Source organism: Sphingomonas folli, assembly GCF_019429525.1.
GTDB lineage: Bacteria > Pseudomonadota > Alphaproteobacteria > Sphingomonadales > Sphingomonadaceae > Sphingomonas > Sphingomonas folii.
The window spans coordinates 240,964-263,060 of record NZ_JAHXZL010000002.1; the positions used below are offsets into that span (position 1 = coordinate 240,964).

18 protein-coding genes, 1 tRNA gene and 1 riboswitch are annotated in these 22,097 nt (G+C 71.6%); of the genes, 5 read left to right on the forward strand and 14 right to left on the reverse strand.

Going from position 1 to position 22,097, the window contains the following annotated elements; genetic code table 11:
- Positions 1-392: 392 nt before the first annotated feature.
- The 7 genes from ilvD to dapA all read right to left on the reverse strand — a co-directional run bounded on the left by ilvD (position 393) and on the right by dapA (position 9,628).
- The gene (ilvD, locus tag KZ813_RS03675; RefSeq protein ID WP_219753615.1) at positions 393-2,114 is read right to left on the reverse strand and encodes a dihydroxy-acid dehydratase; all 1,722 of its coding nucleotides are present in this window, start codon (positions 2,112-2,114) and stop codon (positions 393-395) included.
- A gap of 273 nt (positions 2,115-2,387) precedes the next feature.
- On the reverse strand, positions 2,388-2,735 hold the full coding sequence (locus tag KZ813_RS03680; protein ID WP_219753616.1) for a response regulator: 348 nt from the start codon (positions 2,733-2,735) through the stop codon (positions 2,388-2,390).
- Between the two features lie 51 nt (positions 2,736-2,786).
- Positions 2,787-5,201 (reverse strand): ATP-binding protein, encoded by a 2,415-nt coding sequence (locus KZ813_RS03685; protein ID WP_219753617.1) that lies wholly within the window; start codon positions 5,199-5,201, stop codon positions 2,787-2,789.
- Positions 5,202-5,211: 10 nt separating this feature from the next.
- Positions 5,212-7,266: a M13 family metallopeptidase gene (locus KZ813_RS03690; protein WP_219753618.1), complete on the reverse strand. Its 2,055-nt coding sequence runs from the start codon at positions 7,264-7,266 to the stop codon at positions 5,212-5,214.
- An 86-nt stretch (positions 7,267-7,352) separates the two neighbouring features.
- Positions 7,353-7,904 carry a DUF2062 domain-containing protein gene (locus KZ813_RS03695; protein WP_219753841.1) on the reverse strand — a complete coding sequence of 184 codons (552 nt, stop codon included), beginning with the start codon at positions 7,902-7,904 and terminating at the stop codon, positions 7,353-7,355.
- A gap of 15 nt (positions 7,905-7,919) precedes the next feature.
- On the reverse strand, positions 7,920-8,402 hold the full coding sequence (gene smpB / locus KZ813_RS03700; protein WP_183919879.1) for an SsrA-binding protein SmpB: 483 nt from the start codon (positions 8,400-8,402) through the stop codon (positions 7,920-7,922).
- A gap of 344 nt (positions 8,403-8,746) precedes the next feature.
- Positions 8,747-9,628: a 4-hydroxy-tetrahydrodipicolinate synthase gene (gene dapA / locus KZ813_RS03705; RefSeq protein WP_219753619.1), complete on the reverse strand. Its 882-nt coding sequence runs from the start codon at positions 9,626-9,628 to the stop codon at positions 8,747-8,749.
- Between the two features lie 230 nt (positions 9,629-9,858).
- Between dapA and KZ813_RS03710 the strand changes: the two genes are divergently transcribed.
- Complete coding sequence (locus KZ813_RS03710) at positions 9,859-11,703, forward strand: lytic transglycosylase domain-containing protein (protein WP_219753842.1); 1,845 nt, start codon at positions 9,859-9,861, stop codon at positions 11,701-11,703.
- 45 nt (positions 11,704-11,748) lie between these two features.
- Here the strand turns inward: KZ813_RS03710 and KZ813_RS03715 are convergent, their stop codons facing one another.
- The 5 genes from KZ813_RS03715 to ettA all read right to left on the reverse strand — a co-directional run bounded on the left by KZ813_RS03715 (position 11,749) and on the right by ettA (position 16,875).
- Complete coding sequence (locus KZ813_RS03715) at positions 11,749-13,389, reverse strand: M28 family peptidase (protein WP_308461772.1); 1,641 nt, start codon at positions 13,387-13,389, stop codon at positions 11,749-11,751.
- A 4-nt stretch (positions 13,390-13,393) separates the two neighbouring features.
- Complete coding sequence (locus tag KZ813_RS03720) at positions 13,394-14,167, reverse strand: NYN domain-containing protein (protein ID WP_219753621.1); 774 nt, start codon at positions 14,165-14,167, stop codon at positions 13,394-13,396.
- Positions 14,168-14,336: 169 nt separating this feature from the next.
- The gene (locus KZ813_RS03725; protein WP_219753622.1) at positions 14,337-14,570 is read right to left on the reverse strand and encodes a hypothetical protein; all 234 of its coding nucleotides are present in this window, start codon (positions 14,568-14,570) and stop codon (positions 14,337-14,339) included.
- A gap of 50 nt (positions 14,571-14,620) precedes the next feature.
- A complete protein-coding gene (greB, locus tag KZ813_RS03730) occupies positions 14,621-15,103 on the reverse strand; it encodes a transcription elongation factor GreB (protein WP_219753623.1) in 483 nt (160 codons plus the stop codon).
- Positions 15,104-15,195: 92 nt separating this feature from the next.
- Positions 15,196-16,875 (reverse strand): energy-dependent translational throttle protein EttA, encoded by a 1,680-nt coding sequence (ettA, locus tag KZ813_RS03735; RefSeq protein WP_219753624.1) that lies wholly within the window; start codon positions 16,873-16,875, stop codon positions 15,196-15,198.
- 106 nt (positions 16,876-16,981) lie between these two features.
- Here ettA and KZ813_RS03740 point away from each other — a divergent pair, with 106 nt between their 5' ends.
- The 4 genes from KZ813_RS03740 to KZ813_RS03755 all read left to right on the forward strand — a co-directional run bounded on the left by KZ813_RS03740 (position 16,982) and on the right by KZ813_RS03755 (position 19,300).
- Positions 16,982-18,406: a M20/M25/M40 family metallo-hydrolase gene (locus KZ813_RS03740; RefSeq protein ID WP_219753625.1), complete on the forward strand. Its 1,425-nt coding sequence runs from the start codon at positions 16,982-16,984 to the stop codon at positions 18,404-18,406.
- A 154-nt stretch (positions 18,407-18,560) separates the two neighbouring features.
- Entirely contained in the window at positions 18,561-18,824 is a 264-nt protein-coding gene (locus KZ813_RS03745; protein ID WP_219753626.1) for a hypothetical protein, read from the forward strand.
- Positions 18,825-18,847: 23 nt separating this feature from the next.
- The gene (locus KZ813_RS03750) at positions 18,848-19,111 is read left to right on the forward strand and encodes a hypothetical protein (protein ID WP_219753627.1); all 264 of its coding nucleotides are present in this window, start codon (positions 18,848-18,850) and stop codon (positions 19,109-19,111) included.
- Between the two features lie 112 nt (positions 19,112-19,223).
- Positions 19,224-19,300 (forward strand) — tRNA-Pro (locus tag KZ813_RS03755).
- Between the two features lie 68 nt (positions 19,301-19,368).
- On the opposite strand, the gene KZ813_RS03760 is transcribed toward KZ813_RS03755, so the two are convergent.
- Together KZ813_RS03760 and KZ813_RS03765 are read right to left on the reverse strand one after the other, a co-directional pair.
- Entirely contained in the window at positions 19,369-20,766 is a 1,398-nt protein-coding gene (locus tag KZ813_RS03760; RefSeq protein WP_219753628.1) for an L-serine ammonia-lyase, read from the reverse strand.
- Positions 20,767-20,870: 104 nt separating this feature from the next.
- Positions 20,871-20,958, reverse strand: a riboswitch (glycine riboswitch).
- Positions 20,959-21,023: 65 nt separating this feature from the next.
- The gene (locus KZ813_RS03765) at positions 21,024-22,040 is read right to left on the reverse strand and encodes an LLM class flavin-dependent oxidoreductase (RefSeq protein WP_219753629.1); all 1,017 of its coding nucleotides are present in this window, start codon (positions 22,038-22,040) and stop codon (positions 21,024-21,026) included.
- Positions 22,041-22,097: the final 57 nt, after the last annotated feature.

A 22,097-nucleotide genomic window follows, 5' to 3' on the forward strand; every position in this document is an offset into this window, starting at 1 on the left:
CGGTCGGCGCGGGCGCGAGCGGCACGTCAGAGCCGCATGGCGACGCGCGTGTCAATGCGGGGTGATGCTGCGGACCGATAATGCGGGTTATGCGGGCGCTTAGCGGGCGTCGCCGCGACTGGCTTCGATCACCCGTCGATGGCGTCGGACAGTCGCAGGAGGCAAGCCGCGCCTTTTACACCTTCCGTCATCCCGCGCTTGATCCGGGATCTAGGCTTCCATCGGAGCAACGGCTTCCGACTACGCGCCCGCATGGATCCCGGACCAAGTCCGGGATGACGGAAGGAAGTGACGCGGCTGGCTTCCTGAGCCGGGTGACGGCACCTCCGCCCCTTTGCCCCTCAGGGCCGTGACACTGACGGTGGCGGCGCAGTCGGCGCAGGGCGCTCCCCTCAGATGTCCGCGAACACGTGGCGCTCGGCCCTGGCACCCGGGTGAGTCACCGCGCCCTGGTACGCCGGCCCGACCGTGCGCGCGTAGCGCCACAGCGCGCCGGCGCCATAAGCGTTCTCGCGCGCCTGCCAGCGCGCGCCGCGTTCCGCCAGCACCGCGTCGTCGACGAGCAGGTCGATCGTCCCCGCCTCGGCGTCGATGCGGATCGGATCGCCGTCCTCCACCAGCGCGATCGGGCCACCCTCGGCCGCCTCGGGGCCGACATGGCCGATGCAGAAGCCGCGCGTGCCGCCCGAGAAGCGACCGTCGGTGATCAGCGCCACCTTCTCGCCCATGCCGAGGCCGTAGAGCGCCGCGGTGGTCGACAGCATCTCGCGCATGCCGGGGCCACCCTTGGGCCCCTCGTAGCGGATCACGACCACCTCGCCCTCCGCGATCGCGCGCGCCTCGACCGCGGCGAAGGCGTCCTCCTCGCAGTCGAAGCAGCGCGCCGGCCCCTCGAACTGCAGCCGGTGCATCCCCGCGACCTTGACGATCGCGCCGTCGGGCGCGAGCGAGCCGCGCAGGCCGACCACGCCGCCGGTCGGCGTGATCGGGGTGCGGACGTCGTAGATCACCTTCTGCTCGGGGTTCCACGTCACCTGATCGATGTTCTCGCCGAGCGTGCGCCCGGTCACCGTCAGGCAGTCGCCGTCGAGCAGCCCGCCCGCGAGCATCGTCTTCATCAGCATGTAGACGCCGCCCGCCTCGTACATGTCCTTGGCGACATACTTTCCGCCAGGCTTAAGGTCCGCGATGTAAGGTGTTGTTTTGAAAGCCTCAGCAACGTCGAACAGGTCGAAGTCGATGCCCGCCTCGTTCGCCATGGCCGGGAGGTGAAGCGCGGCGTTGGTCGAGCCGCCGGTCGCCGCCACGACGCGCGCGGCGTTGACGAAGGCGGCGCGGGTGCAGATGTCGCGCGGGCGCAGCTGGCGGGCCACCAGCTCCATCACCTGCGCCCCCGCGGCGACCGCGATCTGCTCGCGCGTGGTATAGGGCGCGGGCACCATGTTGCTGTTGGGCAGGCTGAGCCCGATCGCCTCGCCGACACAGGCCATCGTGTTGGCGGTGAACTGACCGCCGCACGCGCCATGGCCCGGGCAGGCGACCTTCTCGAGCTCGTGCACCTCGGACAGCGGGCAGGCGCCCGCGGCGTATTTGCCCACCACCTCGAACACATCGACCACGGTGACGTCGCGGTCGTGGAAGCGACCCGGCAGGATCGAGCCGCCGTAGACGAAGATCGAGGGCACGTTGAGCCGCAGCATCGCCATCATCATGCCGGGCAGCGACTTGTCGCACCCCGCGAAGCCGACCAGCGCGTCGTAGCAATGACCGCGCACGCTGAGCTCGACCGAGTCCGCGATCACCTCGCGGCTGACCAGCGAGGCCTTCATGCCCTGGTGCCCCATCGCGATGCCGTCGGTGACGGTGATGGTGTTGAAGCGGCGCGGCATGCCGCCGCCCTGCTCGACCCCGCGCCGCGCCGCATCGGCCTGGGCGTCGAGCGTGGTGTTGCAGGGGGCGCTGTCGTTGCCGGCCGAGGCGAGCGCCACGAAGGGGCGCGCGATCTCCTCCTCGCCGAGGCCCATGGCATAGTAATAGCTGCGGTGCGGCGCGCGCTCGGGGCCGACCGACACGTGGCGGCTCGGCAGGCGGGACTTGTCGAAGGTCTGGGTCATGTCGCGCACGCCTATGTCGCGGGAGGGGGCGTTCGCGCAAGTATGTTGTGGCGGAGAGGGTGATCGGACGGTCGGTCACGCAAGGAGCGTGTGCACGGGCGTCTCTCTGCGCCCGTCATCCCCGCGGAGGCGGAATCCAGACACTCGGGGTGGCGCTGACGAGGAAACGCTGCGAGGCGAGGAGCCTGATCGACGGGATGTCTGAGAGCATTGGAGGGAACCACGAGCATCGCTCAGCCCCCGCCGCGGCACGCCGCCGACTGGCGCCCATCCTCACCCCAGATCGGCGAGCGCCTTCTCGACATTGTCCATCGTGAACGGCTTGGCCAGCCGCGGCCGCTCGCGATGCGCGGGCGCGATCTCGTCCCCGCCGCCGCCGGTGGCGAAGACGAACGGGATGTCGCGCTCGGCCAGCGCGTCGGCGATGGCGAAGCTCTTCTCGCCGCCGCGCAGGTTGACGTCGAGGATCGCGGCGTCGAAGCCGCCGGCCTCCACCAGCGGCAGCGCCGCCTCCACGCTGTCGGCGGTGCCGGCATGGCCCTTGTCGAGCGCGTCGAGGAAGTCCTCGAGCATCATCGCGATGAGGGGTTCGTCTTCGACCAGGAGCACGCGCATCGTCATGCCGCGTGCCATAGCGTGCTCGCGCGCGCGTGCAACAGCGCGTTGGCCCCGTTATGATCCGCCGCGGGCCTCCTGCGCCACCAGCACGTCGCGCGTCGCCTCGGCGAGCTGCTGGACCGAGAAGGGCTTGGGCAGGAAGGCCACGTTGTCGAGGTCGATCGAGCGGCGCAGCTGCTCCTCGGCATAGCCCGACATGAACAGGATCGGGATGTTGGCGTGGACCTGGCGCAGCTGGCGCGCCAGCGTCGGCCCGTCCATCACCGGCATCATCACGTCCGAGATCACCAGCGTCGGCCGGTCGACCCCCTGCATCAGCTCCAGCGCGGCCTCGCCGTTCTCGGCGGCGAGCACCGTATAGCCCTGGCGCGCCAGCGCGCGCTCGGCCACGGCGCGGACCATGTCCTCGTCCTCGACCAGCAGGATCGTGCCGCTGCCCCACAGGTCGCCCGAGCGCTGCCGCGAGGTCGGCTTGCTCGCCGCGGGGGCCGCGCCCGCCTCGGCGGCGCCCGCGGCATAGACCGGCAGGTAGATGGTGAAGGTGGCGCCCTGCCCCGGCTTGGAGTCGGCGAAGATGAAGCCGCCCGACTGTTTCACGATGCCGTAGACGGTCGACAGCCCCAGCCCGGTGCCCTTGCCGACGTCCTTGGTGGTGAAGAAGGGCTCGAAGATCTTGGGCAGCACCTCGGGCGGGATGCCCGTGCCGGTGTCGGACACGTCGAGCGCGGTATAGTCGCCGATCGGCACGATGTCGCTGCCGCGGCGGCGGATCTCGGCGATCGGGACGGAGCGCGTCTGGATCGTCAGCTTGCCGCCGCTACCCTTGCTCAGCATCGCGTCGCGCGCGTTGACCGCCAGGTTGACCACCACCTGCTCGAGCTGGCCGGGGTCGGCGCGCACCGGCCCCAGGTCGCGGCCGTGCTTGACCTCCAGCGTCACCGTCTCGCCCATCAGCCGGCGCAGCAGGTTGGACACCTCCGAGACGACGTCGGGCAGCTGCAGCACCTGCGGGCGCAGGGTCTGCTGGCGCGAGAAGGCGAGCAGCTGACGCGTCAGGCTGGCGGCGCGGTTCGAGTTGGCGCGGATCTGCTGGATGTCGTCATAGTCGCTGTCACCGGGCGAGTGACGCATCAGCATGAGGTCGCAATGGCCGATGATCGCGGTGAGGATGTTGTTGAAATCATGCGCGACGCCGCCGGCGAGCTGGCCCACCGCCTGCATCTTGGTGGCCTGTGCCACCTCGCGCTTGAGCCGGTTCTCCTCGCCATTGTCCTTGAGGCTGAGCAGCACCGCGGCGTCGCCCAGCCCGCGCGCGGCGGCGATCGAGAGCGCGACCGGCTCGTCGGGATGGTCCTTGAGGCGCACCGCCAGGTCCATCGGGCGCCCGCCGCCGCTGGCGCGGCGGATCGCGTCGGCCACCGCGGCCTTGTCCTCGCGCACCACCAGGTCGCCCGGGTAGGTCGGGGTCGCGCCGGGCTCGACGCTGGCGGCGCGCGCGAAGGCGCGGTTCATCTGGGTGAACCGCCCCTCGCGATCGACCAGCGCGACGCCGAACGGCATCAGCATCAGCAGACCCTCGAGGTCCTCCGCCGCGCCGCCCCCGGCGATGTTGCTGTCGGCGTCGACCATGGCCACCAGGATCGGCGCGTCGCTGTCCTCGCCGAGCGGGATCTGGAGCAGCCGCATCGGCGTCGCGCTCGCCCCCTCGGCGAGGAAGCGGACGGTGCCGCCCGGGTCCTCGCTGAGGAAGCGCGCGAGGTCCTCGTCGACGATCGTGCCGTCGGCCGTGCCGGTCGCGCGCGTGCGCAGCACCGCGTTGGCGGAGAGGACATGGCCGTTGGCGGTGATCAGCGCCGCCATCACCCCGGCCGCGCCGAGCTGGTGGCCGAGCCCGCCGTCGATCGATTCGAGCAGCCGCGCCACCTGTCCGGTGGGCGCGGCGGCGCCGAGGAAGCGCCAGATCAGGAAATCCTGCTGCTGCCCGGTGCGCGCGATCACCGCGTCGATCGCGCCCGCGGCACCGCGCAGCCCCGCGCGCGCGCTGCCGTCACGCCACGCCGCGCGCCCCGCCACCGCGAGCTGCCCGGCGCCGTCGCCGACCAGCGGCAGCGCGGGCGGCGTGGGGAAGCCGCCGAACAGCTGCTCGTAGCGGTCGTTGGCGCAGACCAGTTTGCCGCCGCGATCGGTGATCGCGACCGCGTCGTCGCTCGACTCGGCGAGCGAGCGGACCAGCTCCCAGTCGTGCTCCACCGCGGGCCCGGCCACCTCGGGCGCGCGCAGCCGCATCGCCGCGACCGCGACGCCGACGAGCACCAACGCGGCGGCGACGAAGCCGCACGCCACCGCCATGTCGCCGATCAGCCACAGCACCAGCGCCGCGGCCACCGCGCCGGCGAGGAGCGCGATGCCGAGCGCGCCGCGCTGGCCGCGCCACCAGCCGCGCGAGTCGAGCGAGGCGAGCGGGATCATCGCGCCGCGCTCACCAGATCGTCACGCGCGCGTCGGGCGCGAGGTACAGCTTCTGCCCCGGGGTCGCGCCGAACGCTTGGTACCAGGGCGCCATGTTGCGGACGATCCAGGCGCGCTGCTCGGACGGCGCGTGCGGGTCGGTGAGCAGCCGCTGCGCCAGATTGGCCTCGCGATAGGTGCGGCGCCATACCTGCGCCCAGCCGAGATAGAAGCGCTGGTCGCCGCTGAAGCCGTCCAGCACCGGCGCGGGCCTGCCATCGAGCGAGGCGAGATAGGCGTCATGCGCGGCGGCGAGGCCGGCGAGGTCGGCGGAGTTCTCGCCGAGCGTGAGCGCGCCCTTCACGTGGCGGCCGGGGAGCGGCTCATAGGCGTCATACTGCGCCACCAACCGGTCGCTCAGCGCCTTGAACCGCTGCACGTCGGGGTCGGTCCACCATTGCGTCAGCCGGCCGCCGGCGTCGTACTTCGCACCCTGGTCGTCGAAATGATGGCTCATCTCGTGGCCGATCACCGCGCCGATCCCGCCGTAGTTCACCGCCGGGTCGGCGGCGGGGTCGAAGAAGGGCGGCTGTAGGATCGCGGCGGGGAAGGTGATCGCGACCAGCCCGAAATTGGCCTGGGCGTTGACCGTCATCGGCGCCATGCCCCATTCCCAGCGCCGGATCGGCGTACCGAGCTTGGCGCGATCGTCGTCGTGGCGCCACTGGTTGGCGCGCAGCGCGTTGCCGAAGGCGTCGCCGGCGCGCACCTGCAACCCCGAATAATCGTGCCAGCGCTCGGGATAGCCGATCCGCGGGGTGAAAGCGGCGAGCTTGGCATGCGCCTTGACCTTGGTCTCGGGGGCCATCCAGGCGAGCGAGTCGATGCGGCGGTTCATCGCGGCGATGATGTTGCGCACCATCGCGTCGGCCGCGGCCTTGGTCGCCGGCGGGAAGTAGCGCGCGACATAGACCTTGCTGACCTCGTCGGTGAGCGCGGTGCTGGTGAAGGCGACCGCGCGCTTCCAGCGCTCCTGCTGCTGCGGCGTGCCGTTGAGCACCGTGCCCTGGAAGGCGAAGCTCTCTTGGTCGATCGCGCGCGGCAGCACGTCGGCATAGGTGTCGAGGCTGCGCACCAGCAGCTGGTCCCGCAGCACCGCTACCGGGGTCGCGGCGAGCAGCCGGGCGATGCCGGTGATCGCGCTCGGCTGCGCGACGATCAGCGTGTCGGTCGCGGCGCGGTCGGCCTTGAGGAAGCCGGCGACGTCGAACCCGGGCGCGGCGCGCTGCACGTCGGCGAGCGCCATCTTGTTGTAGGTCTTGTCGGCGTCGCGGCTGTCGACGCGGGTCCAGTGCGCGCGCGCGACCTCGGTCTCGAACGCGACCAGCGCCGCGGCGCGCGGCTCGGCGTCGGGCTCGCCCGCGAGCGTCAGCAGCCTGGCGCAATGCGCCTGATAGGCCGCCTTCGCCTCGATCAGCCTGGCGTCGTCGCTGAGATAATAGTCGCGGTCGGGCATCCCCAGCCCGGACTGGACCAGGGTGACGGCGTAGACGTCGGGCCGCTTGTCATCCTGCCCGACCGCGACGCCGATCGGCGTATCGACTCCGGCGCGGTCCGCCTCGGCGAGCAGCGCGGGATAGGTGGATCGGTCGACCGCTTTGATCCGCGCCAGCCAGGGTTGGATCGGCGCGAGCCCGGCCTGCTCGATCGCGTCGGTGTCGAGATAGGCGGCATAGGCGCGCCCGATCGCCGAGTTCGGGTCGCGCCGCGCCTGCTCGAGGATGCCGCGGGTGCGCTCGCGCGACAGGTCCTGCAGCACGTTGAACGCGCCATAGTTCGACTCGTCGGCGGGGATGGCGGTGGCCTTGGCCCAGGCGCCGTTGGCGAAGGCGTAGAAATCGTCGCCGGGCGCGACCGAGCGGTCCATGCCCGCGCTGTCGAAGCCGAAGCTGCCGTAGCGCGGTGCGTGCGCGGTCGGCGTGGGGGACGTCGTCGCGCCGTCAGGGCTCGGAGGCACCGCCTGGGCGAGCAGCGCGGCGGGGAGGAGAGCGAGCAGCGACGTCGCGGCCGCGGCGGTCAAACGCATGTACGTGGCACCCTCTCGTCTGTCGCAGATGGGATGCGCGCTCTCTTAACCACGCGGGGGGCGCGGCGCCAGCGTCGCGAGCGGGCTCAATGGCAGCCGCCTTGGCGCGGCGGGTCGCGGCGATGCCGCCACTTGCGCGCGATCCACAGCCGCCAGCCGAGCGCGGCCAGCGCGTAGCCGAGCGCGGCGGCCACCGCGGTGAGCACCAGCAGGCCGAGCACCAGCGGCGGCCCCGCATCCCACAGCCATTGCAGCCAGCCGGTCGCCGCCTCCGCCACCGGCTGCGCCACCGCGGGCGCGTTGGAGCGCAGCAGCCACGCCCCGATCTGATAGGCGGCGAACAGGATGAAGGGCGTGGTGAAGGGGTTGGTGATGAAGGTCACCAGCGCCGCGACGGGGACGTTGGCGCGGAACGGCAGCGCGATCAGCGCCGCGATCGCGATCTGCGCCACGGGGAAGAGGATCCCCGCCACCATGCCCAGCGCCACCCCGCGCGGCACCGAGCGGCGCGTGAAGCGCCACAGCTCGGGCGCGAGCACGCGATGCGCCACCGGGCGGAGCAGCCGGCTCCGCTCCATCGACTCGCGCGTCGGCAGGTTGCGGCGGCTCCACGCCGCGATCCGGTCCCACGCGGTCATCGGTCGCGTCGGCACTCAGCTATGCTCACGCAGCACGCGCCCCGCCTCGCGCTTCCACTCGCGCTCCTTGATATGCTCGCGCTTGTCGTGCGCCTTGCGGCCCTTGGCGAGCGCAAGCTCGACCTTGGCGCGGCCCTTGCCGTTGAAATAGACGGTCAGCGGCACGAGCGTCATGCCGTCGCGCGCCACCGCGCCGTGCAGCTTGTTGATCTCGCGCTCGTGGAGCAGCAGCTTGCGCGGGCGCTTGGGCTCGTGGTTGAAGCGGTTGCCGTGGCTGAACTCGGGGATGTTCGAGTTGACCAGCCAGACCTCGTCGCCCTTCACCTCGGCGTAGCTCTCCGCGATCGATCCCTCGCCGAAGCGCAGGCTCTTCACCTCGGTGCCGCTGAGGACGATCCCCGCCTCATAGGTGGTGTCGATCGCATAATCGAAACGCGCGCGGCGGTTCTCGGCGACGATCTTCTTCTTGTCGAAGGTGGCGGGCTTGGGACGCGACATGCGCGCGATGTAGGCGCAGCCGCGCGCCAGGGCAAAGGGGACGTGCAGGCTGGTCGAAACGGGGTGGGACGATCACCTGAGCCGCGAGATTTTCCGGCCGCGTCCCGTCGTCATCGCGCGACGGCGTCCGTTCCCCTTCGTACGTCATCGCCTCATTGATACGTCATCCCCGCGCGGGCGGGGATCCAGACGCGCGGACCGTTCCGCTCCATCGCTGACGTCGGCGTTTCTGGATCCCCGCCTTCGCGGGGATGACGGAAGAGGGACGCGGGATGGCGTAAGAGGGGCGCGGGGATGACGTAAGAGGGGCGCGGGCGACGAGAGAGGACGCCTCCCCTCGCGTCTCACAACCCCGCGTGGGACAGTGCCGCGTCGACCGCCGCCCGGCTCGCCTCGCCCGGCCAGATCATCGGCAGCCGCAGTCCGGCGGGGAAGCCCGGCCGCACCCGAGTCATCGCATATTTCACCGGGCCGGGCGAGGCGTCGCTGAACAGCGCGGCGTGGAGCGGGAAGAGCCGGTCGTGCAGCGTCAGCGCGCGCGCCATGTCCTTCTCCGCACAGGCACGCTGGAAGTCGGCGCTGAGCCGCGGCGCGACGTTGGCGGTGACCGAGATACACCCCACCCCGCCGGTCGCGTTATAGGCGAGCGCGAGATCGTCGTTGCCCGAGAGCTGGCAGAAGTCCGCCCCCAGCGCGGCGCGGTGCAGCGACACGCGCTGGAGCACGCCCGACGCGTCCTTCACCGCGACGAACACCCGCGGGAACGCGGCGACGATCCGGGCGAGCGTCTCGGGCAGGATATCGGTCACGGTGCGCGCGGGCACGTTGTACAGCACGATCGGCAGCGGCGTGTCCTGCGCCAGCGCCTCGAAGTGGCGGAAGATGCCCTCCTGCGACGGACGGTTGTAATAAGGGGGAACCATCAGCGCGGCGTCGGCGCCGGCCTCCCGCGCGGCGCGCAGGTTGGCGGCGGCGACGCGGGTGTCGTTCGAGCCCGCGCCCGCGATCACGGGGACGCGCCCGCGCGCCTGGTCGACGCAGACCCGCACGATCGCGAACTGCTCCTGCTGGGTCAGCGTCGCGGCCTCGCCGGTGGTGCCGCACGGGACGAGCGCCGACGAGCCCTCGGCGACCTGCCACTCGATCAGCTCGCGATAGGCGCGCTCGTCGAACGCGCCGGCCGGGTCGAACGGGGTCACCAAAGCGGGGATGGAACCGGAGAACATGAGGTGAATTTGCTCCTGCGACCGATTTGGGGGCGCCGTTCAGCGCAGATACGGCTAGGGTCGCTAGTCTGTCCACCGGTCGCGTCGGTCAGAGAGTGAAGGCAGGTTCGTTGATCTTCGTCGTAGCAGCAGCAGGCGCCGCGGTCCTCGCGGCGGGACAATATGGTAGCGTCTCGGTGCCGCAGGGTGCACCGGCCCCGGCACCCGGCCCGGCCGCACCCCTCCCCGGCATGGCGCAGCCGCTGGCGCAGTGGAAGGTGCTCCAGCAGACCGACGCGCTGCCGTTCGACAGCTATGTCAGCTTCCTCACCGCACACCCCGGCTGGCCCGGCGAGGCGGCGATGCGCCGGGCGGTGGAGCGCAAGGCGTCCGACCCGAACGTCGCGCCCGCGGGCGTGGCGGCCTATTGCCGCCGCTGGGCGCCGCTGACCGCCGCCGGCTGGGTCGCCTGCGCGCGCGCCTATATGGCGGGCGGCGCGAGCGCCCAGGCGCAGGAGGCGGCGCGCACCGCGTGGCGGCTCGGCTCGCTCTCGGCGCAGGACGAGGCGGCGGTGCTCGGCCAGTTCGGCGCGGCGCTCACCTCCTCCGACCACGACCGCCGCTTCGACGCGCTGCTGTGGCAGGGCAACGTCTCGGCCGCCGCGCGCGTGCTGCCCTACACCAGCGCGGCGGCGCGACCGCTGTTCACCGCGCGGCTCGCCTTCCGCAGCGACTCGCCCGAGGCCTCGTCGCTGGCCGCGGGCGGCGACTCGATCGGCGCGCGCGACCCGGGTTACATCGCGGACAAGGCGACGTGGCTGCGCGACGCGGGCGCTTCGCCCAGCGCGCGCTCCTGGCTGGCGCGGAGCCGCAGCGGCATGGCGCTCCCGGGCAACGTCGAGAAATTCTACGAGGTGCTGCTGGTCAACGCGCGCGCCGCGGCGGCCGACAACCAGTGGCAGACCGCCTATGACATCGCGCGCCAGATCGACGACGCCTACCCGCCGGGCACCGACGTCTCGACCAAGGGCTATGGCGAGCGCGACGATTACACCTCGCTGGCGTGGCTCGCCGGCCAGGCCGCGACCCGGCTCAACCGCGCCGCGGACGCGCGCGCGATGTTCGAGCGCTACGGTCGCGCCAGCCAGGCGCCGCAGACGCGCGCCAAGGGCTTCTACTGGGCGGCACGCGCCGCCGAGAAGGCGCGGCAGCCCGACACCGAGGCGCTGTTCGAGCGGGCCGCGGGCTACCGCGACCAATATCACGGCCAGCTGGCGATCGAGCATCTCGGGCGCCGCCTCACCGCCCCGCCCGCGCCGCCCACGCCCGCGATCGACCCGGCCGCGCGCCAGGCCTTCTACGCGCGCGAGATCGTCCGCGCCGCGCAGTTCCTCGGCCAGACCGGGCAGTATCAGGACCAGACCGCGTTCGTGAAGCAGATCGCGGCGGTCGCGAAGGGCGACACCGACCATTATCTCGCCGACGAGCTGTCGCGCCAGCTACGCCGCCCCGATCTCGGCGTGCTGGTCGGGCGCAGCGCGATGCAGAACGGGCTGACCGAATATAGCGCCAACGGCTTCCCCACCGTGGCGGTGCCGGGCGGCTACGAGGACCAGTGGACGATGATCCACGCGGTGGCGCGGCAGGAGAGCCAGTTCGACCGCACCGCGCGCAGCCCCGTCGGCGCATCCGGGCTGATGCAGCTGATGCCCGCCACCGCGCGCGAGCAGGCGGGCAAGCTCGGCCTGTCCTACGACGCCGGGCGGCTGGTCACCGACACGGGCTATAACATCCAGCTCGGCTCCAGCTATTTCCAGCGCATCTTCGGGCTGTACGGCAGCTACCCGCTGGCGATCGCGGCCTATAACGCGGGACCGGGCAACGTGAACAAATGGCTTCGCGCCAACGGCGACCCGCGCACCGGCGGGGTCGACATGGTCGACTGGGTCGAGGCGATCCCGTACTCGGAGACGCGCAACTACGTGCAGCGCGTGCTCGAGAACGCGGTGGTGTACGACCTGATGAACCCGCCGCGGGCGCGCAGCCGCGGGCCCAACAACCTGAGCTGGTACCTGGGGCGCAGCCGCGGCGGCTGAGGTGCCACCCGACCCGCCGGCGGCGGGTCGGACGGGGCGCGCCGATCACTTGCGCGCGGCGGCGCTCTTATCGCGGGTGGCGGCGAACTCGCTGCCCGCGCTCCAGCTCGGCCAGACGCCGGGCCGCGCCAGCCGCGACCCGACCGCGTGGAAGAGGTCGACGTCCATCGCCGCGCCGCGCAAGTCCCAGCGCGCATCCCAGCTGTCGCAGGTCTTGTGGTAGCAGGCCATATACTCGTCGAGCCACGTCTGCCCGGCGGTCCGACCGCCCTGCGCCAGGTCGGGCGCGCCGCCCAGCGCCATCAGCAGCAGCGCGGGCACGCCGCGCCGCACCGTGGAGAAATGGTCGGCACGATAGAACAGGCCGCGCTCGCTGAACGTCTCGGGCGTGATCGTCCGCCCCTGCGCGCGCGCCGCCGCGGCCAGCAGCGGGTCGAGCGTCGACTGGCCGGGGCCGACCAGCACCACGTCCTTGGCCGGCCCCGCGGTCTGCAGGATGTCGAGCGTCAGGTTGGCCGCGGTGGTGGCGAGCGGCATGGTCGGGTGAGTCGCGTAATATTCGGAGCCGAGCAGCCCGCGCTCCTCGCCGGTCCATAGTGCGAAGACGAGCGAGCGCTCGGGCGCGGGCCCCGCCTTGAACAGTCGCGCCAATTCGACCACCCCGGCGGTGCCGAGCGCGTCGTCGTTGGCGCCGGGGCGGAGCGTGCGCCCGCTCGCGTCGGGCGGCCCGTCGCCATAGGCGTCCCAGTGCGCCGCGAACATCACCGACTCGCCGGGGCGGGTGCGGCCGGGGATCTTGGCGAGCACGTTGGCGCTGGTGATCCGCTCCACCTTCACCGTCGCGGCGGCGGAGAAGCTCCTGCCCATCGCCACCGGGCGGAACGACGACGAGCGTGCCTTCACCCGCAGCGCGGCGAGGTCGAGCCCGGCGGCGGCGAAGAGGCGCTCGGCGGCGTCATGCTCGATCCAGCCCTGCAGCGGCACGCGCGGGTCGTTCGCGCCGCGGACGATGTCGTAATTCTCGCCGTTGGAGGCGTTGACCGTCGACCAGGGGTAGCCCGCGCCGGCGGTGTCGTGGATGATCAGCGCCGCGGCGGCGCCCTGCCGCGCGGCCTCCTCGAACTTGTAGGTCCAGCGCCCGTAATAGGTCATCCGGCGATCGCCGAACCGGCCCTTGGCGTCGTCGCTGGGCTGCGCCTCGAAGTCGGGATCGTTGACGAGGAAGACCAGCGTCTTGCCGCGCAGGTCCATCCCCTTGAAGTCGTCCCATCCGGCCTCGGGCGCGCGCACGCCATAGCCGACGAAGACCAGCGGGGAGTCCTTGATCGCGATGGTCTCGGCGGGGCGCACGCTGGTGACCGCCACTTCCTTGCCCTGCGTCAGCGTCATGTTACCGACGCGCATCGCGGCCGCGGGCGCGACGCGAGTGTGGATCAGCGGCACCCGCTGGAGGTATTGGCCGTCGGGTCCTGCCGGCGCGAGCCCGAGCGCCTTGAAGCGCGCGACGAGCCAGCCGAGCGTCCGCTGCTCGCCCGGGGTCCCCGGCGCGCGGCCGCCGAAGTCGGGCGCAGCGAGGGTGTGCACGTCGGCGGAGAGGCGCTTCGGGTCGGCCTTGGGCGCGGTCTGCGCGTGCGCGGGCGCCGCGACCAGGGCGAGCGCGGCGAGGGAGGCGAGGCGTCGGGTCACGAGATCAGTCCTTCCAGCGCACGTAGACGTGGTTCTCCCGGCGATCGACGTCGATCGAGGGGATCGCGTCGACCAGGTCGGAGAGCCGCTTGTACCCATAGTTGCGCACGTCGAAGCTCGAGCGGTTGGCGGCGCGCTGCCCCAGCGCGGAGAGGCCGACGAAGCCGTCCTTGTCCTGCTTGAGCGACTCATAGGCGTCGTGGAGCAGGTGGAGCAGCTCGGGATCGTCGACCGTGCCGTTCGAGCGCGCGGCCGAGGCGGCGCCGATCGCGGGCGGCACCGACTGGTCGAACGGCACCTCGACGCGCCGCGCGCGCTTGGGCTTGGTCGTCTCGAGCAGCGCGTTGACGTCGATGAAGCGCGTGCAGGCGTTGCGAAAGCCCTCGGGCGTGTTGCTGTTGCCGAAGCCGTAGACGTCCAGCCCGTCCTGCCGGATCCGCGTGGCGAGCGGCATGAAGTCGCTGTCCGACGACATGATCCCGAAGGCGTCGACGCGACCGCGGTGGAGCAGGTCCATCGCGTCGATCGTCATCTTCATGTCGGTGGCGTTCTTGCCCCGCGTGAGGTCGAACTGCTGCTGCGGCTCGATCCCATGTTTGACGGTCATGTCGCGCCAGCCCTTGAGCGCCTCCTTGACCCAATTGCCGTAGACGCGGCGGACGTTGACGCTGCCGAACTCGGCGAGCGCGGTGAGCACCGGGTCGAGCGCGTGCCAGGACGCGTTGTCGGCGTCGATCAGCAGCGCGATGTTGCGGGTGGGGAGGTCGTCGGCGGCCATGGCGCTGCATCGGCGGTGCGGCGACGCAGGTCAACGGTTATGAGGGTCCGACGTCTCGTCCGTCGCGATCGCGCCAACACCTTTTAGAGACGCGTCGGGCCGCGCGCCCCTCCGCGATCAAGCGGCGGCGCGCGACGCGGGACCGACCCGACCTAGCCCGGAACCCGGCTCACTCCCTGTCGCTGCGAGACGCCACGCCGGCGTCGATATCGTCCTGCTTGGTCGCGCGTACCTTGCCGTCGGGATCGTCGACCTGGCCGAGGTCCGCGGCGCTGCCGACCTCGCGCGCCAGCGCCCCGCCGCCGCTGCTCGGCACCGCGGCGCCGCCGGGGATCATGCCCTCGATCACGGGCTTGTCGTCATGGTCGCGCGCGCTCTCGGTGCGCGGGTTCTCGCTCGCCATCGTCACTCTCCTTGCTTCAGGATCAACGGCGTAGCGAGGGGGACCGTTCCTCAGCCGGGGGGATAGGAGACCGCCACGATCTCATAGTCGCGCTCGCCCGCGGGCAGATGGACGCGGCGCAGGTCGCCCACCGCGGCGCCGCGCAGCGCGCGCGCCAGCGGCGCGTTCCAGCCGACGCGGCCCGCCCCGGCATCGGCCTCGTCGTCGCCGACGAGCGTGAGCACGCGCTCGCGGTCGTCCTCGTCGACGATCGTCACGGTGGCGCCGAACCAGACGCGCGCGCGGTCGGGCTGCCGCGCCGGGTCGACCACCTTGGCCGCCTTCATCCGTTTCGACAGCCAGCCGAGCCGCCGGTCGATCTCGCGCAGCCGCTTGCGGCCGTAGATATAGTCGCCGTTCTCGGAGCGGTCGCCGTTGCCCGCGGCCCAGGCGATCGTCTCGACCAGCGCGGGGCGCTCGGTGGCGAAGAGCTGGTCGTACTCGGCGCGCAGCGCGGCATAGCCGGCCGGTGTGATGTAATTGGGGCGGTCCATCCGCGCAGCGCTAGGGCATGCGCGGCGGGAAGGGGAAGAGGGAGAGCGGCGCGACGATGCGGCGAGCACCGCCCCGCGCCGCTCCCCTGCCCTCAGCGGGTCAGCTTCTTGTACGCGAGCCGCGTCGGCCGGTCGGCGGCCTCGCCCATGCGGCGGCGCTTGTCCTCCTCGTAGCTCTCGTAATTGCCCTCGAACCACTCGACGTGGCTGTTGCCCTCGAAGGCGAGGATGTGGGTGCAGAGGCGGTCGAGGAAGAAGCGGTCGTGGCTGATCACCACCGCGCAGCCCGCGAAGGTCTCCAGTGCCTCCTCCAGCGCGCGCAGCGTCTCGACGTCCAGGTCGTTGGTCGGCTCGTCGAGCAGCAGGACGTTGCCGCCTTCCTTGAGCATCTTGGCCATGTGGACGCGGTTGCGCTCACCGCCCGAGAGCTGGCCGACCTTCTTCTGCTGATCGGGCCCGCGGAAGTTGAACGCGCCGACATAGGCGCGGGTGCCCAGCTCCTGCTTGCCGAAGCGGAAGACCTCCAGCTCGTCCGAGATCTCCTGCCAGACATTCTTGTCGGGATCGAGGTCGTCTCGGCTCTGGTCGACATAGCCGAGCTTCACCGTCGAGCCGACCTCGATCGTGCCGGCGTCGGGCTGCTCCTGCCCGGTGATCAGCTTGAACAGGGTCGACTTGCCCGCGCCGTTGGGCCCGATGACGCCGACGATCCCGCCCGGCGGCAGCATGAAGTCGAGGTTCTCGAACAGCAGGCGGTCGCCGTAGGACTTGCTCAGCCCCTTGGCCTCGATCACCTTGCCGCCGAGCCGCTCGGGCAGCTGGATCAGGATCTGCGCCTTGCCGGCGACGCGGTTCTCCTGCTTCGCCATCAGCTCGTCGAAGGCGCGGATACGCGCCTTGCTCTTGGTCTGGCGGGCCTTGGGGGTCTGGCGCATCCAGGCGAGCTCGTCGGCGATCGCCTTCTGCTTGCCCGCCTCCTCGCGCTCCTCCTGCTCGAGCCGCTTGGCCTTCTTCTCGAGATAGCCCGAGTAGTTGCTCTCATAGGTGTAGTAGCGCCCGCGGTCGAGCTCGAGCACCCAGTTGACGACATTGTCGAGGAAGTAGCGGTCGTGGGTGACGAGGATGACGTTGCCCGCATATTCCTTGAGGAAGTTCTCGAGCCACGACACGCTCTCGGCGTCGAGGTGGTTGGTCGGCTCGTCGAGCAGCAGGATGTCGGGCTTCTCGAGCAGCAGCCGGCAGAGCGCGACGCGGCGACGCTCGCCCCCCGACAGCTTGGTGACGTCGGCGTCCCCCGGCGGGCAGCGCAGTGCCTCCATCGCTACCTCGAGCTGGTTGTCGAGCGTCCAGCCGTCGACCGCGTCGATCTTGCCCTGGAGCTCGCCCATCTCCTCCATCAGCGCGTCGAAGTCGGTGTCGTCCTGGGGATCGCCCATCTCGGCCGAGATGGCGTTGAAGCGATCGACCAGGTCCGCGATCGGGCGGACGCCGTCCTTGACGTTGCCGATCACGTCCTTGCTGGGATCGAGCTGCGGCTCCTGCGCGAGATAGCCGACGCGCACGCCCTCGGCGGCCCAGGCCTCGCCGGTGAAGTCCGGGTCCATCCCCGCCATGATCTTCATCAGGGTCGATTTGCCGGCACCGTTGGGGCCGATGATCGCGATCTTCGCCGAAGGGATGAACTGCAGATGGATGTTGTTGAGCACGGGCTTGTTCGCGCCCGGGAAGGTCTTGGTCAGACCTTTCATGACATAGGTGTACTGGACGGCCATCTGGCGCGCTGCTCCATGGGCTGGGTGCGACGGAAATAAGGTGGCGCGCATGTAAGCGCGCGGCGACGCGTTGGCAAATTGCGCGCGCTTGATTACGCCGCGGTCCATGAACCGTCTCCCGCTCCGGATCGCCGCGCTCGCCTCGAGCGCCCTCGCCACCCTGGCCGCCCTCGCCGCGCCGGCCGCGGCGCAGCATGCGGTGCCGCGCGCGCCCGCGCCGGTGGCGCCCGAGGTGGCGGCGCTGCGCGACGCCGCGCTGAAGGACGATCTCGCCTATGATCTGGTCGAGGGGCTCACCACCGAGGTCGGCCAACGCCTCGCCGCGACCGACGCCGAGGCGCGCGCGCGCGACTGGGCGGTGAGACGACTGACCGCCCTCGGCTTCAGCAACGTCCGCGCGGAGCCCTTCACCATGCCCCTGTGGCTGCGCGGCGAGGAGGAGGCCGAGATCGTCGCGCCCTTCCCGCAGAAGCTGAAGCTGGTCGCGCTCGGCCACTCCGCCGCGACGCCGCCCAAGGGGATGACCGCCGAGCTGGTGGTGTTCCCCAGCTACGGCGACCTGGCGGCCGCGCCGGCGGGCTCGCTCAAGGGCAAGATCGCCTATGTCGGCAACAGCATGCAGCCGACGCAGGACGGCTCGGGCTATGGCGCCAACGGCGTGGCGCGCTTCAACGGACCCGGCGTGGCGGCGAGCAAGGGCGCGGCGGCGATCGTGATCCGCTCGATCGGCACCGACATGCACCGCCTGCCGCATACCGGCACCACCGACTTCCCCGAGGGCGTGCGGCCGATCCCCGCCGCGGCGCTGTCGGTGCCCGACGCCACGCTGATCGAGCGCATGGCGAAGCGCGGCCAGCCGATCCGGATGCACCTGCTGCTCACCCCGCGCTCGCCCGGGCCGAGCCAGTCGGGCAACGTCATCGCGGAGGTGCCCGGCACCGATCCGGGCGCGGGGATCGTGCTGGTCGGCGGGCATCTCGACAGCTGGGACCTCGCCACCGGCGCGATCGACGACGCCAGCGGGGTCGCGATCACCGCCGCCGCGGCCAAGCGGATCCTGGACAGCGGTCACCGGCCACGCCGCACGATCCGCGTGGTGTGGTTCGGCGCGGAGGAGGTCGGCGGGCTCGGCGGTGCAGCCTATGCCGAGCGCCACGGCAAGGAGCGCCACGCCATCGCGGCGGAGAGCGACTTCGGCGCCGACCGCGTGTGGCGGTTCGAGACGACGCTGCCCGAGAGCGCGGCGGCGGTGGGTGACCGGCTCGCCAGCGCGCTCGCGCCGCTCGGCATCGTGCGCGGCGCCGGCAAGGCGGGCGACGGCACCGACATCGCGGCGACGATCGCCACCGGTGTCGCCGGGGTCGACCTCAACCAGTCGGGCCTGCGCTATTTCGACACGCACCACACGCCCGACGACACGCTCGAGCGGGTCGACCCCGAGCAGCTGCGCCAGAATGTCGCGGCCTGGACGACGATGCTCGCCGTCGTCGCCGACGCGCCGGAGGAGATCGGCGCGGTGCCGCGGCCGTGAGCGCCAGGGGCAGCGGCGGGCATCACCGTTCGTCGCAACCTTTCGGAGAGATGAATTTTGCTTATTGACCCCCCGCGGCGGTAGGGTATGGCGGGCGTTCGCGACGGCGTTGGGGTCGGCCGCGAATGGTTTTATGATGCTTGGGAGCATTCAGATGAAGAAGATCCTGCTCGTCGCCGCCGCCGCGTCGCTGATGTCGGTCGCCGCCTGCTCGAAGTCGCCGGAGGCCGCCGCGGTCGAGAACAACGCCGACATGATGGCGGACAACATGGACGCGCTCGCGAGCAACGTCGCCGACATGTCGAACACCACCGCCAACCCGTTCGCCGAGGACAATGCCGAGGCCGTCGCCGAGAACATCCACTCGGCCGCCGACAACGTCCGCGACGCCGGCGAGGACGCCACGCACAACATGTGATCGGGCGGGTCGGGTTCGGGAGGATGAGGCGCTCGCTGCTTCCGCTGCTCGCCGCCGTCGCGCCGCTCGGCGCCACCGCGTGCGACCGCAGCCCCGAACCCGCCTCGATCGGGAACAATGCCGAGATGATGGCCGACGCGCTCGAGCGCCGCGCCGACAATCTCGAGGCGATGGCCGAGGCCGCCGCCAACGACAGTGCCGCGGCGATGCTGGCGGGTGCTGAGACGAACTTCGGCGACGATGCTGGCGATACCGGCAACGTCGCGGCCGAACCGGCGACGCGCTGAGCGCGGGAGCCTGTGAGGCGACGGGATCGGCCAGGGGCACCCGCGGGTGCCCCTTCGCTTGTCCGGCCGCGCTTGCGCCGCCGCATCGCGGCGACTAGGCCGGCAGCCGCGTCGGGGAGTGGCGCAGTCTGGTAGCGCGCCTGCTTTGGGAGCAGGATGTCGCAGGTTCGAATCCTGTCTCCCCGACCACCTTCTCCGCCATTTCCGCGAGAGCCCGTGGAGCGGTTCGCCTCCCGGTTTACACCACGGTCACCCGCTCAGCACTCCACCACGTTGACCGCGAGGCCGCCGAGGCTGGTCTCCTTATACTGGCTGCGCATGTCCTCGCCGGTCTGGCGCATCGTCTCGATCACCGCGTCGAGGCTGACGACATGGCTGCCGTCACCGCGCAGCGCGAGATAGGCCGCGTTGATCGCCTTCACCGCGCCCATCGTGTTGCGCTCGATGCACGGGATCTGGACGAGCCCCGCGATCGGGTCGCAGGTGAGCCCGAGATTGTGCTCCATCCCGATCTCGGCGGCATTCTCGACCTGCCGGTCGGTGCCGCCCAGCACCGAGGCGAGCGCGCCCGCCGCCATCGAGCAGGCCACCCCCACCTCCCCCTGGCAGCCCATCTCGGCGGCCGAGATCGAGGCACGTTTCTTGTACAACATGCCGATCGCCGCGGCGGTGTAGAGGAAGTGGCGCGCGCCCGCGCGCGTCGCGCCGGGCACCAGCACCTCGTAGAAGCGCAGCACCGCGGGCAGCACCCCCGCCGCGCCGTTGGTGGGCGCGGTGACGACGCGGCCGCCCGCCGCATTCTCCTCGTTCACCGCGATCGCCCACAGGCTGACCCACTCGAACACCGCGGCCGGACGATGCTCGGGCCCGCAGCGCGACAGCGACTCGTGCAGCGCGCGCGCGCGACGGCGCACGCGCAGCCCGCCCGGCAGCACGCCCTCCTGCGCGATGCCGCGATCGATGCACGCGCTCATCGCGTCGCGCACCGAGTCGAGGAAGGCGTCGCTCTCCGCGGGGGAGCGCCACGCCTCCTCGTTGGCGCGGACGAGCGCGCCGATGCTGAGCCCCGCCTCGTCGCAGCGCGCGAGCAGCTCGGCCGCCGAGGAGAAGGGATGGGCCACCGCCACATTGTGCGTCGTCGGCGGCGCGTCGAGCCGGAGGATCGCCCCGCCGCCGATCGAGAAATAGGTCTCCTCCAGCGTCGCGCCGTCGTCATAGGTCGCGGTGAACCGCAGGCCGTTGGGGTGCTGCGGCAGGAAGGTGCGCGGGTGGAAGACGAGGTCGGCGTCGGCGTCGAAGCCGATCGCGCGCGCGCCGCCGAGCCGCAGCCGCCGGGTCTCCCGCACCGAGGCGACGATCGTCGGCGCGGCGTCCGGGTCGAGCCGCTCGGGCAGCCAGCCGGCGAGCCCCAGCAGCGTGGCAGTGTCGGTGGCATGGCCGCGCCCGGTCAGCGCGAGCGAGCCGTACAGGTCGCAGCGCACGTGGCACGGCGCGCGTTCGCCCGCGATCGCGCGCTCGGCGAAATCGTGCGCGGCGCGCATCGGCCCGACCGTGTGCGAGCTCGACGGGCCGACGCCGATCGTGAACAGCTCCGCCACGCTGATCGGGCGGGTCGCGCCGCGATCCAGCGGCACTATCTCGGGATCGATCGGCACGCACTCTCCCCGGCCGCTCCGCGCGGCCTCGTGCCCCTCTGTCCCTTGCGCCTGAGATCGCTATCCCGTCGGCGGGCGCGTGGGCGCGCCTCTCTCCAGATGTTGGCGTCGGCGGGTCCTGGTACCTGAGAGTTTCCGGGGCGGTTGCTCCTTCGGTGCCGGGTCTGCCCCGGTCTCTCCCACGTCGACCCTGACGCTATCCCGCACCGCGCCGTGCCGGTCAAGCCGGCGCGGTGCGAGCGGCTCGCCGCGGCGGGTCAGCGCCAGCCGAGTGCCGGCGCGACATGGGTCATGATCGCCTCGAGCACGTGCGCGTTATAGTCGACGCCGAGCTGGTTGGGGACGGTCAGCAGCAGCGTGTCCGCCGCGGCGATCGCCTCGTCGGCGCGCAGCTGCTCGACCAGCCGGTCGGGCTCGGCGGCGTAGGAGCGCCCGAACACCGCGCGCATCGAGTCGATCACGCCGACCTGGTCCTCACCGTCGGACCGCCCGAAATAGGCGCGGTCGCGATCGTCGACGAGCGCGAAGATCGAGCGCGAGACGGATACGCGCGGCGCCCAGTCGTGCCCGGCCTCGGCCCAGGCCGCGCGATAGGCGCGGATCTGCCGCGCCTGCTGGACGTGGAAGGGCTCGCCGCCCTCGTCCTTCTTCAGCGTCGAGCTCTGCAGGTTCATCCCCTGCCGCGCCGCCCAGACCGCGGTCGAGTCGGAGGCCGAGCCCCACCAGATCCGCCGCCGCAGCCCGGGCGCGTGCGGCTCGAGCCGCAGCAGGCCCGGCGGGTTGGGGAACATCGGCCGCGGGTTGGGCTGGGCGAAGCCCTCGCCCGCGAGCAGCTCGAGATAGACCTCGGCGTGGCGGCGCCCCATGTCGGCGTCACTCTCGCCCTCCGCCGGCGCGTAGCCGAAATGACGCCAGCCCTCGATCACCTGCTCGGGCGAGCCCCGGCTGATGCCGAGCTGGAGCCGTCCGCCCGCGATCAGGTCGGCCGCACCCGAATCCTCGGCCATGTAGAAAGGGTTCTCGTAGCGCATGTCGATCACGCCGGTGCCGATCTCGATCCGCCTCGTGCGCGCACCCACCGCGGCGAGCAGCGGGAACGGCGAGGCGAGCTGACGCGCGAAATGGTGCACGCGATAGTACGCACCATCGACGCCGAGCTGCTCGGCGGCCTCGGCGAGCTCGATCGACTGGAGCAGCACGTCGCTGGCCGAGCGCGTCGCCGACTGCGCCGTCGGCGACCAGTGGCCGAACGACAGGAAACCGATCTTCTTCATGTGCTTCTCCCGCGCCGCTGGCGCATCGCTTCCGGCTCGAGGTGGCGGCGCGAGTGG

What these genes read in the sequence shown, in the direction of transcription:
- KZ813_RS03710 (WP_219753842.1), top strand. Translation starts at nt 9,859, where the DNA reads ATGGCGCAGCCGCTGGCGCAGTGGAAGGTGCTCCAGCAGACCGACGCG.
- KZ813_RS03750 (WP_219753627.1), top strand. Translation starts at nt 18,848, where the DNA reads ATGAGGCGCTCGCTGCTTCCGCTGCTCGCCGCCGTCGCGCCGCTCGGC.
- ilvD (WP_219753615.1), bottom strand. Translation starts at nt 2,114, where the DNA reads ATGACCCAGACCTTCGACAAGTCCCGCCTGCCGAGCCGCCACGTGTCG.
- KZ813_RS03690 (WP_219753618.1), bottom strand. Translation starts at nt 7,266, where the DNA reads ATGCGTTTGACCGCCGCGGCCGCGACGTCGCTGCTCGCTCTCCTCCCC.
- smpB (WP_183919879.1), bottom strand. Translation starts at nt 8,402, where the DNA reads ATGTCGCGTCCCAAGCCCGCCACCTTCGACAAGAAGAAGATCGTCGCC.
- KZ813_RS03720 (WP_219753621.1), bottom strand. Translation starts at nt 14,167, where the DNA reads ATGGCCGCCGACGACCTCCCCACCCGCAACATCGCGCTGCTGATCGAC.
- KZ813_RS03695 (WP_219753841.1), bottom strand. Translation starts at nt 7,904, where the DNA reads ATGACCGCGTGGGACCGGATCGCGGCGTGGAGCCGCCGCAACCTGCCG.
- KZ813_RS03765 (WP_219753629.1), bottom strand. Translation starts at nt 22,040, where the DNA reads ATGAAGAAGATCGGTTTCCTGTCGTTCGGCCACTGGTCGCCGACGGCG.
- KZ813_RS03740 (WP_219753625.1), top strand. Translation starts at nt 16,982, where the DNA reads ATGAACCGTCTCCCGCTCCGGATCGCCGCGCTCGCCTCGAGCGCCCTC.
- greB (WP_219753623.1), bottom strand. Translation starts at nt 15,103, where the DNA reads ATGGACCGCCCCAATTACATCACACCGGCCGGCTATGCCGCGCTGCGC.
- KZ813_RS03680 (WP_219753616.1), bottom strand. Translation starts at nt 2,735, where the DNA reads ATGACGATGCGCGTGCTCCTGGTCGAAGACGAACCCCTCATCGCGATG.
- KZ813_RS03725 (WP_219753622.1), bottom strand. Translation starts at nt 14,570, where the DNA reads ATGGCGAGCGAGAACCCGCGCACCGAGAGCGCGCGCGACCATGACGAC.
- KZ813_RS03685 (WP_219753617.1), bottom strand. Translation starts at nt 5,201, where the DNA reads ATGATCCCGCTCGCCTCGCTCGACTCGCGCGGCTGGTGGCGCGGCCAG.
- KZ813_RS03745 (WP_219753626.1), top strand. Translation starts at nt 18,561, where the DNA reads ATGAAGAAGATCCTGCTCGTCGCCGCCGCCGCGTCGCTGATGTCGGTC.
- dapA (WP_219753619.1), bottom strand. Translation starts at nt 9,628, where the DNA reads ATGTTCTCCGGTTCCATCCCCGCTTTGGTGACCCCGTTCGACCCGGCC.
- ettA (WP_219753624.1), bottom strand. Translation starts at nt 16,875, where the DNA reads ATGGCCGTCCAGTACACCTATGTCATGAAAGGTCTGACCAAGACCTTC.